The organism is Spirochaetota bacterium, from assembly GCA_004297825.1.
GTDB lineage: Bacteria > Spirochaetota > UBA4802 > UBA4802 > UBA5368 > FW300-bin19.
Genome location: SCSX01000092.1, coordinates 1 through 16,691, shown reverse-complemented (window position 1 = coordinate 16,691; position 16,691 = coordinate 1). Strand labels below are relative to the sequence as shown.

Here is a 16,691-nt window from a genome sequence, read left to right as displayed (position 1 = left end):
CGAGCAGCGGGTATTATCGGACCCCCGCCTTCGCCTCCATCGCCTCGATCTCGCGCAGGATCTCGTTGTATCGCTTCTCGTTAAGCGGATAATAATAGAGGAACACGAGCGCAACCACGAACATGACCATGGGGATGGGGCCCAGGAGCAGGCGAATTCCCCACTGCGCCGACTCGGGCTGTGCCACGGCCTGATTCCCGGCGGGGAGAAGGTAGCCCGTGAGTGAGAGCACGAGCCCCGTGATGAGGAGCGCGACGGCTTGGCCGATCTTGATGCAGAAGACCCACATGCCGTAGAACGCCCCCTCCTTTTTCTTGCCGGTGAGCAGGTAATCGTACTCGATCGCGTCCGGCACCATGGCGTAGGGGAGCGCATAGGTGAACCCGAAGCCGATGCCCATGAAGAACATGACGCCGAACGAGAAGACGGCGGGTTGGGTATGGCCGAACGTGTAGAGCACCATCTGCGTAACGCCGATGAAGGCCATGCCGATCCCGTACACCGCCTTTTTGCCGATGCGCTTCGAGAGGAGCACGCTCACCGGGATGAAGAGCATCGCCGTGACGAGCAGGACAAGGAGCGCGATCGTGGTGAGAGACTCGTCATGGTGAATGTACTTGAAAAAATAAATGGCGATACCGCTCACGAGCGTGATCGCGATGATGTGGAAGGTGTAGGTGAGGGCGATGAGCACGTAGGGCCTGTTCTTGAACACGCGCAGGTACGTTTCGAAGAAACCCTCGGTGGGGATTCCGTGCTCGAGCCGGGGTTCGCGGACGGTGACGACCGTGGCGAGCGCGGTGACCATCATGAGGAATCCGAAAAGCGTACCCAGGGCGACGAAGCCCGTGGTCTTGTCGGGAAAGAGGCCCACGATGGGGAGCGCCGCGCCCGCGCCCAGGAGCGTGCCGATCACCGCGAAGCCGAACCGGTATCCGTTCAGGGCGGTGCGCTCGTGGTAGTCCGTGGTGAGCTCGGGCGTGAGCGAGGTGTAGGGAATGTTGACCGAGGCGTAGGCCGTGTTCAGCAGGCAGAAGACGACCGCGCCCCAGGCGAACAGGAGGGTCTGGTGCTCGGCCGGGTTCCAATCAGCGCCGGCGAAGAGCGACGGGTTGGCGAACATGAAGCCCATCGTGACGAACAGGGGAACGGAGCCCCAGAGCATCCAGGGGCGGCGCCGGCCCATCCCGCTCACGGTGCGGTCCGATAAGAATCCGACGGTTGGGTCCATCACCGCGTCCCAGATCTTCCCGATCATGATGATGAGTCCCGCGAGTCCCGCCTCGATCCCGACAGTATCCGTGAGGAAGTTCAATAAGAGAAACGCGATCGCCGTGAAGAAAAGATTGCCGCCAAGGTCGCAGACCCCGAAGCCGACCTTCACCTTGAGAGAAAGTTTTTCACCCGCCATGTACCGCCTCCTGGGGGCGCGGATATATATCCGCGCTTTAAAAGTTTCCGCCGGTTCCCCGAAGGCGCGGATATATATCCGCGCCTTCGGGGAACCGGACATGTCTCACAATCCGATCCTGTGATGCTCGGCCTGGACCCGTTCGCACCAGCTGCCCACGTTCCAGTCCCCGAACACCCCCATGCCGCCGCGCTCGTCGTCCCCGTAGTAGACGGGAACGTGCACGAGCGAAAGCCCGTTATGCGAAAACGCCTGTTCAAGGGCGGATTTGAGCTCGCCGATACTGCTTCCGCCGGGGAGCGCCCTCACGCCCTTCACGGAGCCGGCCCAGGCCACATAGTCGACCTCGACCGAGTCCGCCGTCTTGTACGCGTTCCCGTACTGCGCCTTCTGGAGCCCCGCGATCGCGGCCATGCGCCTGTTGTCGAAGAGCACGATGCAGCCGCGCGTCCCGTGCGCGGTCGCGTCAATGAGTACCTGGGGATTCATCGTGAAGCTCCCGTCGCCGCAGAAGGCGACCGCGTAGCGGCCCGCGAGCCCCACGCCCAGGAGCGCCGATGCCGCGAAGCCCATGTAGGACGAGCCCGTATCGGTGAGGGTCATGCCCTCGCGATGGTCTTCCACGATCTGGAAGCCGTTCGCCTGCACGTCGCCGGCGTCGAATATCTTGAGCGCGCCCGCGGCGTCCGCGAAATCGCACACGGCCTTTATGGCCGCGGGCTGGGTGAGGACCGGGCGCCCCCATACCTCGTCGTGAAGCACGGGGCAGTCATAGCGCGCGTTGCGGAACGCGATCCACTCGGCGCGTTTGACCAGAATGGAGCGGGACCATTCGGACCGCCCGTCGGCGGGGGCGAATCCCCGCGATTTGAGCACGCCTATCCACCGGCGCAGGTTGAGCTTCGCGTCGCCGGGGACGGGCACGCCCCGGTTGTAGTGCGCGGCGTGCGCGGGCTCGATGTTGAAGTTTATGATCGCGCGCGCGTTTTTCCACGCGGTGCCGGACGAGTCCCACTGGCAGACGGCGCGCGCGCCCACGACGACGACGAGGTCCGCCTCGTTCATCGCGAAATTTCCGGAGATAGACCCCTTGGATCCCCCCACGGTCATATAGCGCGGGTTCGCGCTTGAAACGATTCCCGATGCCGACGGGCCCGCGACGATCGCGGCGTCCAGGAGTTCGGCGAGGTCCGCGATTTCCGGGCCGCATCCGCGCGCGCCCTGTCCGATCTTTATGGTCACGCGCCGTGCTTCCCGGGCCAGCGAGGCCGCTTCCAGGAACGCGTCCTCGTCGGCGCAGGCGAGACGGCGCGGGACGTATGCGCCGGACAGTTCGAGGAGGTTGAAGTTTTTCAAGATCGCGGGCTGCACGTTCATGGGCGCGAGCAGGAAGCAGGGCCGGTTGAATCCCTCTCCGTTCACGGCAACCGCGCCCGCCCTGAGGGCCGCGACGACCGACCACGGTTCGTAGAGCGCGCGGGCGCACCCCATGACGCCGGTCATTTTAAGGAAAAGCCCCTGCTCGTCGCGGGGGATCTGCTGCATGTTGAAGCCCTCGTTGTGGGTCGTCTCGTCGCCGTAGATATGGTAGACCCCGGCGCCGTTGGATGCCGCGCACAGCGATCCCGCGAACGCGTGCATCGCGCCCGGACCAATGGAGGTGATGACCGCGGAGACCTCGCCGGTGATCATGCGCAGCGCCGTGGCCGCGTGCGCGGCCGCGGTCTCGTGGCGGACGTTCCAGGTTTTCACGAGGCCCGCGTCCTCGTATACGCGCAGCGCCTCGGCGATATCAGTGGTGCCGTGGCCGAATACGGCGAAGTATTTCGTCACGCCCTGTCGAAAAAGACCCAGCACGATGGCCTCGGACACGCTCAGGTCCTGGAATTGTGAAAGCCCGCCCGATTCGACGGCGCGCTCGATGGTTTTGTGGCGGGCGATCGTTTGAGCGCGATGCATTCGTTCGTTCATGTTTGGGTATCCGTGTTATGAATAATGATCGGGGTAGCCCGATTCGCGTATTGCGGTTGGCCTGCCCGTCCGTCCGTAGCGGTTGGCCTGTGTAGAGACGCGATTAATCGCGTCTCTACACAGGCCAACCGCGCGCCCCCGGCGCTACCTCCGGTAATATTTTTCCAGCACTGCGCGCAGCCCCTCGTCCGCGATCGTACCCGGATCCAGGATTTCCTTCACCCCGGGAAATTCGAGCACCGGGCGAACGATGGTTTCCGGGAAAACGGTGAGTATATCGGCGAAGCCCCGGTGCGCGTCGCGGGAAACCTGGGCGAGCGTCGCGCGGCTCGCGCGCTGGGACTTCTGGCGGTGTTCGGGGTAGCCGCTCCCGGCCTCGTCGCTGAAAAGCTGGTCGAAGATGAGCCGGAAGTTGATGTCCCCGGCCCACCCGTAGCCGAACAGCATGGGAATGGAAGCGCAGTTGCCGCCGTTGATCCGGGAAAAAAGCCACGCCTCCGCGGGGGCGGAGATAAGCCCGCAGAAGACGTTCGGATACTGCATCACCGAATTGAGAAACCCCTGGCCGGTCCCGCAGCCGCCCACCACGAAATCGGCGCGCCCCGCGTTCAATAATAATGCGGCGAGGAAACCGGTGTGGATGTAGGTAAGCTCCGGGGCGGCGCCGGTTTTTTTCATCCCCGCGTTTATAAGCTCGTACCCGCGCCCCTGAAGCGCGGCCATAACGTCGGCGCTTCGGTCTCCGGCGCTTGTTTCGTTGATTACGGCGATTTTCATAACAGTACTCCTCGTGGTAAAGGACTCAAACTGGGTGCCCTCTAAGTATGCGCGCTTTTAAGAAGTGCTTCAGGGAAAGGGAGATGTGGGGATGGTTGAGATTGAGGAGATATAAGAATAATTATTAAATCCGTGATATCCGTCCCCATCTCCCTATCTCGTCAATCTCCCCATCCCCCTTTCCGTTTTTGTTTATAGCGCTCTTTCTATTCCAAGTAGGCTTCGCGCCTCGTCGGGTGTCGCGACCTCGCGACCCAACTCGCGCGCGAGCCGAACGATGCGCTCGACGAACTGCGCGTTGGAGTGCGCGGCCTCGTGCTGCCGGTATACAACGTTGTCCTCGAGGCCCACGCGCACGTGCCCCCCGCAGAGTATCGACATGGTGTTCATCGCGAGCTGGCACCTCCCGATTCCGCTTACGTTGAACACGGCGCCCTCGGGAAGCTGGTCGATCATCGCGACGAGATTTTTCGGGGTGCCCGGAAAGCCGCCCATGCCGTTCACGCCCATGACGAGGTTCACATACCATGGCTTTTTAAGAAGGTTTTTCGAGACGAGGTTTGCGACCTCGCCGAACATGGAGGGATTGTATACCTCGAGCTCCGGCTTTATGTTCCGATACAACATCGCGGCGGCGAATGCCTCGATCTCGGAGCGAAGGTTCTGGAATCCCACCTCGATGCCACGGTAAAAGAACACCACCGATCCCGTGTTGAGCGACGCGGATTCCGGATTCGCCTCGAGGCTCCTGATACGACGTTCGATGGGGATTCCGGGACCGCCGGTGGTATTTTGGATCACCAGGGGACAGCGCGCGCGGATGCCCTCGTTGATGCGTGCGAAGATGGCCGGGTCGCCCGCGCCGCGGCCCTCGGGGTCGCGCGCATGGATATGCACGATCGCCGCGCCCGCGTTGAAGCATTCGATTGCCGCCTGGATGATTTCCTCCGGCTGCTCGGGGAGGGCGGGGTTCGCCTCCTTTCCGTGTATGCCGCCGGTGAGCGCGGCCGTTATGATCAGTTTTTCCATTCTTCTGTCTCGCTAATTCTTTTTCCGGGCGAACAGGATCATTTCGCCGCGGCGGCCTCTATGCTCGTTTTAATGTAGTCGTCCGGCACGGCCGGTACGAACACGCAGGCGATCATGAGCGGCTCGGTTCCCGTGTTAAGGGTTTTATGAAGAATGCCCGGAGGCGCGTAGAGCGACGCCCCCGGCTTAAGATCGTATTCCTCGCCCGCGAGCCATGCCTTTCCCCGCCCCGAAATGAAGATCATGAGCTCGCCGGATTCCGCGTGCGTATGCGTATCGGTGCAGCCGCCGTCGGGCGCGAGAGTGGAGACGATAAGCGAAAAGCCGCTTACGTCCGGGTGCGTTTCCGGCGAAAGGGCGATCTTGAGCTCCCTTTCGAAGGGCCTTCCCACCTTCGATCCGGATATCGTGGAAAAATCGACGAATGGCATGGCACTGTCTCCCGTGGAATTGTTGTTGTAATATATGCAATAGCATTGTATATTTGTCAATACAATTATCGGGACTCTTTTTTGTTGACGCGCCGGGCCCGCGTGCGAGAATCGCGGGGAATCGGAACGCATCGGGCGGAGGGGGAAGGCAATGGCGCAGACGACGATTCAATCGCTCGACCGGGGTATACAGATACTCCGCATAATCGGCGGGGCGGAAAGCCCCCTCTCGCTTTCGGAAATATCGGCCCACTTCGCCCTTGACCGCTCCACCGTGTTCAGGCTCGTGGGAACGCTCGTCAAGCACGGACTGGTGCACCAGGACGACGGGAGCAAGCGCTACAGCCTGGGGGCGCGGATTATCGAGCTTTCCGGCGCATTCGGCGAGCAGGCGCACCTGGACCGCGTGCAGCCACTGCTGAGAAGGATATGCGCGGAGACGCACCAGAACGCGCACCTTGCGCTGCTGGACCGCGCCGAGGTCGTGTTCGTGGCGGTGGAACAGCCGCGCCGCGGAATGAGTATTCACGTGCCGGTGGGCACCAGGGAGCCCGCGTTTTGCACGGCGCTCGGGAAGGCCCTTCTCGCGTTCCTGGGAAAGAAGGAGCTTGCGCGCGCACTCGCCGCGACGAAATGGACGCGCTACACGAGGAAGACGATAGGCACCCTGGAAAAGCTGAAGAAGGAGCTTGCGACGGTGCGCACGCTCGGGCTTGCGAAGGACATCGAGGAATACAGGACGGGCATCGTCTGCTACGCGGCCCCGGTGAGGGACCGCCGGGGAGAGGTTCGTTATTCCATAGGCATCTCGGGCCAGTGCGATATAATGCGGCCGCACGCGAAGTTGTACAGCGGGATCATCCGGGATGCCGGCAGGGAAGCGTCCCTGATGCTGGGCGCCGCGGACCCGGAAAATTGAGCGGGTCCGCGGGGCGCGCCCGGCGCTAGATCCCGAATGCGCCGCGCAGCTTCAACGCCTCTTCGCTTTTTCCCTCGATCTTGAGCTTGCCCTGGATAAATGCCGTCTCGATGCGCTTCTTACCCAGCAGGATGGCCGCCCATGTGCCCGCCGGCGCGCGGAGTGTGAACACGGGCGCATCGGGAAGGGCGCCCTGGGTCACGGTGAGCCTGCCCGATGCGACACTCATCGCGAACCTGGTGCCGCCGGCGTTTCCCTCCGGCAGGAGTTCGATACCGAAGACGCACGACCAGTCCTTGACTCCCTCCGGCTTAAAGCGCGCGGCGAGATCCAGGGTGAGGCTTTTCCCCTGCGCCGCGAATTGCGCCGTGCCGCCGGCCAGTCCCAGGCGTTCGAGCAGTCCCTTGCGCGGCGAGCTTTCGCGGCGTTCCCTGGCGATGCGCCTGCGGTGATAGCGCGCGGGAAATCGCGCATCGAGTTCCTCGGGAAACACCTCGCGGCGTTCGTGCGATGATTTCTGCAGGGCGAGCGAGAAGCGGAGCACGTCGCGCGCCTGGGCCCCCGAAAGGCGAACCTCCTCCCGGCCGCGCAGTGCGGCGATAAAATTGCGCGTCGCGCCGATAAATCCATCGGCCCAATCGCTTTTTACGCCGTTAAAGTGCTTCCACCCCTTCGAGGTGAAGAGACTCACCGGCGGCCCGCCGTGCACGAGCCCCGTGCAGCGCCGGATGAAGACGATGCCGCGGGTTCCGTGCACTTCGATCCACTCGTCGTTCGCGTAGTACTTGGAAGGAATGGTGAGTTCGTGGGCGTGATTGAAGGTGCAGCGGCCGTAGGCCTTGCGCCCGGCATGTTTCCACATCATCACCGCGGGAGAATCGATCACGCCGTCCAGGGAATCGATCCACGCCGTGACCCGCTCGGCGGGGCCCAGGAGGGTGTACGCGGCGGTCCAGAGATGGTGCCCATGGTCGAAGGTCTGAAGCCCCCGCATGCCGCCCTTCTCCTGGTTTTCCTTGAGACGCCACTCCCATGATGAGGGCGGTACCGCCCATCCGCCGGAGCCGCTGGCCATCATGATGCTTAAATTTTCAGGCTCGCCGATATCCCCATTGTCGATCATCTTTTTCGCCAGAAGTATGGGCGGGTAAAAGGCGTAATTATCGGTTACGCGGAATATGATGCCTGCCTCCGCGGCGGCCGCGATCATGCGGTCTGCAGAGGCGAGGTCGACCGTCATCGGTTTCTGGAGCGCGATATGCTTCTTTGCGCGCGCGGCGTCGATAGTCATTTGTTCGTGCGCCGCGTGCGGGGTGAGTATCTCGACGGCGTCGATCGCGGGGTCGGCGAGCATCTCCCGGTAATCCGTAAAGAGCTTCACTGCCTTCCATCCCTTTTGCCTTCGGCGCGCGCTATCCGCGTTCGAATCGCAGACCGCGTAGATGCGCGCGTCCGGGTTGTTGCGGTAGCCCGGGTAATGGAGGTCCGCGATGCGTCCACAGCCGATGATGCCGATATTGATCTTGTTCATGGTCACCCCCGCGCTTATTTCGATCGTACGCCCGCGGCCGGTCTGAATCAATGTGCGCCGCGATACGGCCCGTTCTGAAGGCGTTGTTATATATGCAATAGCATTGTATATATGTCAATCGCTAAAAATATAGGCCCGGCCCGCGGGACGGGCCTGACGGAATTTGGGGGTGGGCACCTGCACACCGTCAAAAAAAGCGCTTATAATTTAAAGCAAAAACGTATCAGAGGCATGCACGAGCTAAATAACCAGATATGGAGCAGGTCATGCCTAGAACAACCATGAATATTCACCTGGCAGAGTGGATTAAAATATCCTGGGTCGCTGCCCGTCTTGCGAAAACGAAACGCGAGGTAATAATAATGCTTCTTGCCCGGCTGATGCCGGAACTGGAACAATTGCAGGGAGAATTTACCACGGTGAAATATCAGGAAGATGACCCCGAGGGGTGGTGGCATCGTTATACTATTCTGATCAGGTCCGATGAGTTGGAGTTCTGGTCGAATATCCGCAGGCTGTGTAAGTTGTCGCTTTCGAATCTGATTGCCATGGCGGTAGAAAAGCATTGGGGAAGATTGTTGGAAGAACAAACGCAAGAAATACATAAGTATGTACGTTTTATTCAGTACAAAGTCCTCAGGGGAGGCAATTTTGGTCTGATGGTATGTGGTTATATACTACAGCAGAGAGAAAACGCACCAAACCAACCCAAAAATTCGAAAAACATCAGAAAATATATATCAACCATGTCAAAACTGTGAGATACAGCACAGAAATAATCGGTGGACTCCTTTCTCGCCTTCCTCTAGTATCGGCATGTGCAGGAAACGCTAAGGAATTCCAGAAACAAGTCTCTATTCAAAGGCGCGGAGACCTCCTCGGATAGAACTCTTTCCAATCTCCGTCGCGAACAATCACGCGCAGGTGGATATGACGCTTAAGGCGGTAATTTTCGACATGGACGGGGTGCTGGTCGACAGCGAGCCGTACCACTATGAAGCCGAGACGCTCATTTTCGGGGAACTCGGCATATCGGTCCCGGATGCGGTGCGTAATTCTTTCGTGGGCATGTCGGGAAGAAAAATGTGGGAATCGATTCGGGATCGCTATTCTTTGTCCAGTACCGTCGAGGAGCTTCTCGGTTTCGACAGGGAGCTCAGGCTCCGGTATTTTTCGACCGTAAAATCCATGGTTCCGATACCAGGCGCCACGGAGCTATTGCGTGATTTAAGGGCGCGGGGCATCCGGACCGGACTCGCGTCATCGTCAATACGGGAACTCATCGCGCTGATAACGGGCGCAACCGGGCTCGATCTTTACTTTGACGTTGTAGTGAGCGGGGAAGAGGTCGCGCACGGAAAACCCGCTCCCGATATCTTCATCAGGGCGGCGGATATCCTTGGCGCCGCGCCGAAAGAATGTATCGTTATCGAGGACTCGGCAAACGGGGTGAAGGCGGCGAACGCTGCCGGGATGGTGTGTGTCGGATTCAACAATCCGGGGGCCAGGGGCCAGGACCTCTCGGCGGCCGATATTGTGGTTGACGGGTACGCGACACTGGACGCGGCGATACTCATGGATTTGGTGAAAATACCTTAATATACATCTCCGCCGGATTCGCCCAGCACAACGGTGCCGGTCCATATGCATTCGCGGCTTGGCTCACCCCTCGGTACCGAATCAATTTCTAATGCGGATAAGTATTCATTCGGAGAACTCTCCTCCTATTCACAAGCGCCCACGCATTCAACCGCACCGCAAGCGTATCCCCCAGGATTTCCGCGATTCAACGATTTGCGAATATGAGGCTCATATGAAAATTTTAGCAGATAGTGCACAATTTTAGGATATTGATATCAAGTGCGCTAATCTATTATATGTACAAAATTGAAGATTTGAAGAATTATTCTAATTCCAGCGCCTGGTGCAAAATGAAATCCAAATCGATTATTACTGCATTGTTGTTTATCGGACTATTCGCTGGTAAGGGCGGGGCGGACGTATTCTATCTGGAGGACGGTACGGTCTATCTCGGACAGATTAAAACTGCCGACAGCGAGGGCGTGGTCCTCGAAACTTTTGGAGAGACGGTTTCTTTGATGCCGTCGATGATCAAAAAAACAGAGTAAGATTTATTTTGCCGGACCCGTATACTATGACAAGCCGGCGTTCGACATTGGCCTTGTGAAGGGCATCCCCGTTTCCCGGATGAACCCGGATTCCCATTTTACCGAATCTTTTAATTACATCTGGGATTTTCTCCTGAAAAAGAAGCTCGCCCGGCAGATGGAATCGTTTTTTGAAAAAATATTCTTGTAACGAAACGCCTTTATCAGGAATCTGACTATTCAGACTGGTCCAGACTATGAAACAAGACAAAAATCCCGGTACGCGCGAAACCCGCGAGATATCCTTACTCCGCGCCCGTATCGCCGAACTCGAGGAAAAGGAGCGCACCCTTCGACTCGAAGTCGACGCCATCCGAAACGCCGAGCGGCAATATCACGCGCTTGTCAGTTTCGCGACCGATCTCATTTATATCACCGACATCTACGGCCATTTTACCTTCGTCAATCCTGCGTCCGCAAAGGTCACCGGTTACGCGAAGGACGAATTGCTCGGGCGCCATTTCTCGTCAATTATCATGCCCGCCTACAGGGATTCGGCGCGTGAGTTTTATATTAAGCAATTCAAGGACAAGACAAGTCTTACCTATTATGAAGTGCCTATCCTGACTAAAACGGGAGTGACGGTGTGGCTTGGAATTAATACGCAATTGACCGTCGAAAACGGCACCCTGATCGGATACCAGGCTATCGCGCGGGACATCACCGAAAGGAAGAAGACTGAGGACGCACTGCGCCTTTCCGAGGAAAAGTTCCGCCTCATATACGAGGAATCGCCTATCGGCATCGAGCTCTACGATCGCGACGGGGATCTGCTGGAGATTAATCGCGCCTGCAGGGAAATATTCGGAGTGGCGGAGAAAGAGAGCGTCGCGGGCTTTCGGTTATGGGATGATCCGAACCTCCCGGGAACGGCGAAAGAGCGGCTTTTACTGGGGGAAACGGTGCGGTTCGAGGCTCCGTTTTCCTTTGAAACGGTGAAAGAGCACCGGCTGTATCAAACCGTTAAGAGCGGAACTATTCACCTCGATGTGCTCATTACCCCGCTGGGCGGCAAAGAAGACAACGCCCTGAGCGGGTATCTCGTGCAGGTGCAGGATATTACCGAGCGGAAGGAGTACGAGGAGAAACTAAAACATTTGAGCATGCACGACGCCCTCACCGGACTCTACAACCGGGCTTATTTCGAGCAGGAAATGATCCGGCTCGACAAGGGGCGGAATCTATTGATGGGAATGATCCTATGCGACGTGGATGGGCTCAAGCTTGTTAATGATACGATGGGGCATGATAAGGGCGATGAGCTGATACGGGTAGCGGCCGCCACGATCGCTGCAGGGTTCAGGGCCGGGGACATGGTCGCGCGAATCGGCGGGGATGAATTTGCGGTCATATTGCCCGGATGCAGCGAGGAAAACGTAATCATGCTTCGTGAAAGACTGAAAAATTCGATCGGGGAGTACAATTCCGTGAATCCATCGATTCCGCTTTCCTTTTCCGTGGGAACCGCATGCAGATCGTCCGTGTCGGTGACGATGGAGGAACTTTTCAGAGAGGCCGACGAGAGCATGTACAGCGACAAACGATCCCATCGCGATGTATTCCTGGGCTCGCTGGAAAAATTCTTCGACCGATTGCACTAGAGAAAGCACGGCCCCTCAAACTAATCTCCTTCCCCCTGGTCTCCCCCCGTCTTCTCCGTGAGCACGATCTTTTCCCCGCAAATCGAAATGTAGAAGGTGTCCTCCGATTCCTCCAGGCGCTCCAGGAGCTGGAAGGAAGGGGAGCGCCTGAACTTGGCGAGAAGCTTTCCTTCGCGTACGTAGCAATAGAGCCCGCTTTTTTCCCGATAAAAGAGGGTATGGGGGGCCAGCCGCTCCTCCGTCCCCAGCGAGAGCTGGAGCACCACCTGCTCGAATACGCCGAATCCCTTGACGATGATGCCGCTCACGAACACGGGGGCGTCCTCGACCGTTATGGGATAGATGAAGCCGGCGTAACGGAGCACGAAGGTCCCGTCCCTGGTGACGTCCACGGAGCGGTTGAAGAAATCGATGATACGCTCGTTCACGAACGACTCCCCGTTGTGAAACCAGTTTCCGTCCGCGTCCAGGCGGATATCCTCGATCCCGCCGCCCGCCTCCATGATCTCGCGGATGTACTCGGGCAGCTCGGCGTAGTCTTTTCCGTTTTCGTCGTGGGTGTTCATTGTGCCGTCCCTGGATTCCATGCGGGAGAAGTTTATCAGACCCTGATCATCGGGTCGGTGAGCTTCTGGTGCTCCTCGAGCGCATAACGGTCCGTCATGCCCGCGATGTAGTCGGAGATGGTCTGCTTGAGGCCGTCGGTCGCGATGCGCGCGCGGTAAGCCCCCGAGAGCGCGGTGGGGTTCTCGTGGTAGATGCCAAAGAGGTCCCGGATGACCCGCTGCGCCTTGATGCCCATGCGCACCACGCGGTAATGCTGGTACAGGTTTTTCATTAAAAAATCCATGAGCTCGCGGCTCGCGGAAGAGACCGCGGGGCTGAAGCCGACCGCCCTGCGCGGCGCGCGACGCACGTCCTCGTAACGCCGGAACTCGAGCGCGGCGATGCTTGCCAGGGTGGCGTCGATGAGGTCCGATACGAGCAGGTTGATAATTGCGCGAATCATGGCGCTCACCAGGAGCTTTCGGCTGGAGAGCGCCTCCGGGGAAATTCCCGCCGCGCCCGCGGCCATACCCCAGATGGCGAGCCCCTGTACCTCTCCCAAATCCAGCAGGCCCGAGGATATCCCGTCGTCAAGATCGTGGTTGTTGTAGGCTATCTCGTCGGCGAAGTCGATGATCTGCGCCTCGAGCGAGGGGAGCTCGTCCGGCGCGTAGCCGGACGCCTCGGGATGGTCGTGGTACGAGGAATGCTTGATGACCCCCTCCCGCGTCTCCCAGGTGAGGTTGAGGCCGGGGAATTCCGCATAACGCTCCTCGAGTACCTCGACCACCCGCAGGCTCTGGCGGTTGTGCTCGAACCCGCCGCAGTCGGCCAGGAGCTCGTCGAGCGCGCGCTCGCCCGTGTGGCCGAACGGCGTGTGGCCCAGGTCGTGCGCGAGGGCGACGGATTCCGCGAGGTCCTCGTTCAGGCGCAGGGCCCTCGCGATGGACCGGGCGATCTGCGCCACCTCTATGGTATGGGTGAGGCGCGTCCGGTAATGGTCGCCCTCGTGATTCACGAAGACCTGCGTCTTGTACTCGAGCCTCCGGAACGCGCGCGAATGGATGATGCGCTCGCGATCGCGCTGGAACTCGGTACGGTAGGGGTGTGGGGTGTCGGCATGGCGCCGTCCGCGTGAATCGCGCGATTTCGCGGCGTACGGGGCGAGGTTCGCGTCCTCCATGTCTTGAAGCAGGTTCCTGTTGCTGGCGTCCATCTTCTCGGCGTTCCTTCCGGTATCGATTCACACTAGGCACGTTCTGCCGCGCCGTGTCCAGCAATAATTTCACGCGCCGGCACCGGACCCGCGGCCGGGGGCGAATCGGACCCCGCGATTTTTGCCCCGGGCCGGGAAAAATTTGTTCCTTGCATTTTCCCGCCCCATTCGGAACCTGATATGATTAATAGACTTGTTGCGAAACTCCCTTATGGAAGAAACCAGGAAAACAATACTACTCATCGAAGACCGGCCGGGGCCGGGCGGATCGCTTTCCATGGACCTTGAGAGGGAGGGCTATAGCGTGATAATCGCGCCCGGCGTCCCGGAGGCCCTCCACATGATACGGTCAGGCGGTTCCGGGGTCGACATCGTCCTCTTTGATATCGGATCCCGGCCGGAAACGGACGGCGTTACGGCCGCGCGGGATATTCCAGTCGGGCCGGCCGTCCCCGTGCTGCTTCTCTGCCCCCCGGGTGACAAGAGGGTTGCCGCGCGAACCGGGGGGATATCGTCGGTAGCCTGCGTGGAAAAAAACGCGGGGGCCGCGGCGATCTCGGCGGCGATCGTGTCGGCGCTGCGGGGGAGGGACAAGGGCGGTACGCCCCCGGACAGGGACCGCTCCCTCAGGGAGAGTGAAGAGCATTTCCGGGGTATATTCGAAAACGGACCCCTGGGAATGGCAGTCGTGTCCCCGGAACTGCGCTTCATGGACGTTAATCCCGCATTCTGCGACATGCTCGGTTTTATGCCGGATGAGATGTCCGCACGCAGCCTCAGGGGCATCACCCACCGCGACCATGCCGCCGTGGACGCGGGTAATATCAGGCGGCTCGCCAGCGGCGAAATTTCCGTCTACCGGGCCGAGACGCGTTTCGTCCGGAAGGACGGCGATACCGTGTGGGGAAACGTCACCCTGTCCGCCATTCGCGACGCCCAGGGGGGATTGCGGCACTACCTTGCGATGGTTGAAGACATCACCCGGAAAAAGGGCGCCGAGGAATCCCTGCGGAAATCGGTGGAGATGTTCAACAAGTCGTTCCGGTCGAGCCCCGCGAGTCTCTGCATAGTGCGCATCGGCGACGCCCGGATCGTGGAGATTAACCGCGCGTTCGAAGCGACGACGGGATACGCGCGCATCGAGCTTATCGGCCGTTCCCTGCTGAAGCTGGGGCTGCCCGACGAATCGGAGAACAGGGGACAGGTATGGCACCGGTTCCTCACGGAGGGCTCGGTCCAGAACCTTGAGCTGCGTTTCCGCGACAAGCGCGGATCGCTCCGCGTGGGGCTCTTCTCGAGCGTTCTCATCGAGATCGGCGCAGAGCCGTGCTTCCTGGTCACGATCCTGGATATCACCGAAAACAAGATGGTTCACCAGCGGCTTACGCAATCACTGGGCGAAAAGGAAGTCCTCATGCGGGAGCTCCAGCATCGTGTAAAGAACAACCTCAACACGATCACGAGCCTGCTCGGCCTCGAGATGGAGCGCCTCACCGACGAACGATCCCGGCAGGTGTTCATCAATTCTCAAATGCGGATTCGCTCCATGGCGGCGATCTACGAGCGGCTGTACGGGAGCGCGGACCCTGAGCACATCGAGCTCGACCTTTATATCGGCGACCTTGGTCACGCCATCTTCCAGGCCCTGGACACGGGCGGGGGAAACCTGGAGCTCGTCATGACGCTCGCCGGGGTGCGCGTGGGCGCGCACCAGGCGGTGCCCCTGGGGCTCATCGTGAACGAGCTGATAACGAACGCGATCAAGTACGCGTACCCCTCCTCCGGCGTGCGCGGTGCGATCAGGATATCGCTGGGAGTGGCCGGGGGAACGGCGGAGCTGGGCGTTTCCGACGACGGCGCCGGTCTGCCGGAGGGCTTCGATCCGGACAATGCCGATACCATGGGAATCAGGCTCGTGAAGATGCTGGCGCGGCAGATTGGCGGTACAATGCTTTTGTCCACGGAGAAGGGGAAGGGCGTTTCGGTCACGGTCAAGTTCCCGCTCTGAAAATGAGCGCCGTGCCTGTTCCTCCGGCGCCTCAGCCCCCTTCCGTCTGCGGAAAGGCCGTATTGGCGTACAGGTATTCCACCTTTTCCTTGTGTTTCAGCTCTTCGCCTGCCATGCGCAGCAGCGTATCGCGTGCTTCGCCCGCCGGTTGTAAGGCAGCCAGCTCGGTATAAAACGTGCAGGAATTCAATTCCCTGTGCGCCGCAACGAGGTAAACCTCGCTGGTAGACAGGTCCTTTTGAATGTCGGGCGCATCGAGATGCTGCGCGATGCCGTAATCGATGCGCTCGTCCATCGCGAGCCCCCTCATGGCGGACGCGCCGTCCCGGTAGGAAACCAGGAATTCCCGGTGCTTTTTTTCCTCGCCGGCAAGAAATCCCAGCGCCTCTTTCGCCGTCAAGTCGACGACCCTTGCGTGCAAGTTCGTGTAAAACGCGTATGCCTCCTCCTCGCGCTGAATCGCGCGGTCGATGAGGCTTCTCAGTGTCACGTTCTCCATGCGGTATCCCCGTGTGTTGTGGTGTAGCCCGCCCAATGACATCGTCATCACGAGCGAAGGTGAAAATGCGCGTCCCGGCCGCGAAGCCGGGACGCGTTGATCCCCATTGAAACCTTAGGCCTTCTTGGGTGACGGCCTCTTGTAAAACATGTCTACCAGGAGTCCTATGGACAGGAGCCCCGCCGCGACGAAAAGCGCTTCGTTGCGCTTCAGTTGCGCAAATACGAGGGGTCCGATAATGCCGGCGGCGCTCCACGCGGTCAGCATGAATCCATACACCTTGCCGATGTATGTCGGGCCGAACGAATCGGCGGCGAACGCCGGCATGGTCGCGAATCCTCCGCCGTAGCAGGCCAGGAGAAAACAGGCGATCGCCACGAACACATAATAGCTGCTGATAACACCGGCGGCGATCAGTGCGTAGAGCACCGCCTGGGTGGCGAACATGGTCGCGAATACCGCCTTGCGGCCGATGTTGTCCGAAAGCTTCGCCCAGAAAAGCCTTCCCAATCCGTTGAAAATGGCCGAGATGGCGACCACGCTGCCGCCGGCGAGCGCCAGCGTCTTCACGAGATCGTTGCCGG

At 59.8% G+C, this 16,691-nt stretch carries 16 protein-coding genes; 6 read left to right on the top strand and 10 right to left on the bottom strand.

Annotated features, from left to right (window positions below; all coding sequences use genetic code 11):
• Positions 1–13: 13 nt before the first annotated feature.
• The 5 genes from EPN93_20630 to EPN93_20610 all read right to left on the bottom strand — a co-directional run bounded on the left by EPN93_20630 (position 14) and on the right by EPN93_20610 (position 5,751).
• Entirely contained in the window at positions 14–1,513 is a 1,500-nt protein-coding gene (locus tag EPN93_20630; GenBank protein TAL29747.1) for an MFS transporter, read from the bottom strand.
• Positions 1,514–1,516: 3 nt separating this feature from the next.
• Positions 1,517–3,382 carry a thiamine pyrophosphate-binding protein gene (locus EPN93_20625; GenBank protein ID TAL29746.1) on the bottom strand — a complete coding sequence of 622 codons (1,866 nt, stop codon included), beginning with the start codon at positions 3,380–3,382 and terminating at the stop codon, positions 1,517–1,519.
• Between the two features lie 144 nt (positions 3,383–3,526).
• Positions 3,527–4,159, bottom strand: a complete 633-nt coding sequence (locus tag EPN93_20620) for a ribose-5-phosphate isomerase (GenBank protein ID TAL29745.1) — start codon at positions 4,157–4,159, stop codon at positions 3,527–3,529.
• Positions 4,160–4,351: 192 nt separating this feature from the next.
• A complete protein-coding gene (locus tag EPN93_20615) occupies positions 4,352–5,188 on the bottom strand; it encodes a 3-keto-5-aminohexanoate cleavage protein (GenBank protein ID TAL29744.1) in 837 nt (278 codons plus the stop codon).
• Positions 5,189–5,226: 38 nt separating this feature from the next.
• Positions 5,227–5,751, bottom strand: a complete 525-nt coding sequence (locus tag EPN93_20610) for a cupin domain-containing protein (GenBank protein TAL29743.1) — start codon at positions 5,749–5,751, stop codon at positions 5,227–5,229.
• A 19-nt stretch (positions 5,752–5,770) separates the two neighbouring features.
• Here EPN93_20610 and EPN93_20605 point away from each other — a divergent pair, with 19 nt between their 5' ends.
• A complete protein-coding gene (locus EPN93_20605; protein ID TAL29742.1) occupies positions 5,771–6,538 on the top strand; it encodes an IclR family transcriptional regulator in 768 nt (255 codons plus the stop codon).
• 25 nt (positions 6,539–6,563) lie between these two features.
• Here the strand turns inward: EPN93_20605 and EPN93_20600 are convergent, their stop codons facing one another.
• Entirely contained in the window at positions 6,564–8,069 is a 1,506-nt protein-coding gene (locus EPN93_20600; protein ID TAL29741.1) for a hypothetical protein, read from the bottom strand.
• Positions 8,070–8,335: 266 nt separating this feature from the next.
• On the opposite strand from EPN93_20600, the gene EPN93_20595 reads away from it, so the two are divergent.
• The 4 genes from EPN93_20595 to EPN93_20580 all read left to right on the top strand — a co-directional run bounded on the left by EPN93_20595 (position 8,336) and on the right by EPN93_20580 (position 11,838).
• Complete coding sequence (locus tag EPN93_20595; protein TAL29740.1) at positions 8,336–8,830, top strand: hypothetical protein; 495 nt, start codon at positions 8,336–8,338, stop codon at positions 8,828–8,830.
• Between the two features lie 169 nt (positions 8,831–8,999).
• On the top strand, positions 9,000–9,668 hold the full coding sequence (locus tag EPN93_20590; protein TAL29739.1) for an HAD family phosphatase: 669 nt from the start codon (positions 9,000–9,002) through the stop codon (positions 9,666–9,668).
• Between the two features lie 278 nt (positions 9,669–9,946).
• A complete protein-coding gene (locus EPN93_20585; GenBank protein TAL29738.1) occupies positions 9,947–10,198 on the top strand; it encodes a hypothetical protein in 252 nt (83 codons plus the stop codon).
• 236 nt (positions 10,199–10,434) lie between these two features.
• The gene (locus tag EPN93_20580; GenBank protein TAL29737.1) at positions 10,435–11,838 is read left to right on the top strand and encodes a PAS domain S-box protein; all 1,404 of its coding nucleotides are present in this window, start codon (positions 10,435–10,437) and stop codon (positions 11,836–11,838) included.
• A 20-nt stretch (positions 11,839–11,858) separates the two neighbouring features.
• On the opposite strand, the gene EPN93_20575 is transcribed toward EPN93_20580, so the two are convergent.
• The gene (locus EPN93_20575; protein ID TAL29736.1) at positions 11,859–12,425 is read right to left on the bottom strand and encodes a DUF1285 domain-containing protein; all 567 of its coding nucleotides are present in this window, start codon (positions 12,423–12,425) and stop codon (positions 11,859–11,861) included.
• Between the two features lie 14 nt (positions 12,426–12,439).
• Complete coding sequence (locus tag EPN93_20570) at positions 12,440–13,567, bottom strand: deoxyguanosinetriphosphate triphosphohydrolase (protein ID TAL29797.1); 1,128 nt, start codon at positions 13,565–13,567, stop codon at positions 12,440–12,442.
• 244 nt (positions 13,568–13,811) lie between these two features.
• On the opposite strand from EPN93_20570, the gene EPN93_20565 reads away from it, so the two are divergent.
• Positions 13,812–15,608 carry a PAS domain S-box protein gene (locus tag EPN93_20565; protein TAL29735.1) on the top strand — a complete coding sequence of 599 codons (1,797 nt, stop codon included), beginning with the start codon at positions 13,812–13,814 and terminating at the stop codon, positions 15,606–15,608.
• 31 nt (positions 15,609–15,639) lie between these two features.
• Here the strand turns inward: EPN93_20565 and EPN93_20560 are convergent, their stop codons facing one another.
• Complete coding sequence (locus tag EPN93_20560) at positions 15,640–16,155, bottom strand: hypothetical protein (GenBank protein ID TAL29734.1); 516 nt, start codon at positions 16,153–16,155, stop codon at positions 15,640–15,642.
• A gap of 66 nt (positions 16,156–16,221) precedes the next feature.
• On the bottom strand, positions 16,222–16,691 hold a 470-nt coding region (locus EPN93_20555), incomplete at its 5' end, for an MFS transporter (protein TAL29733.1).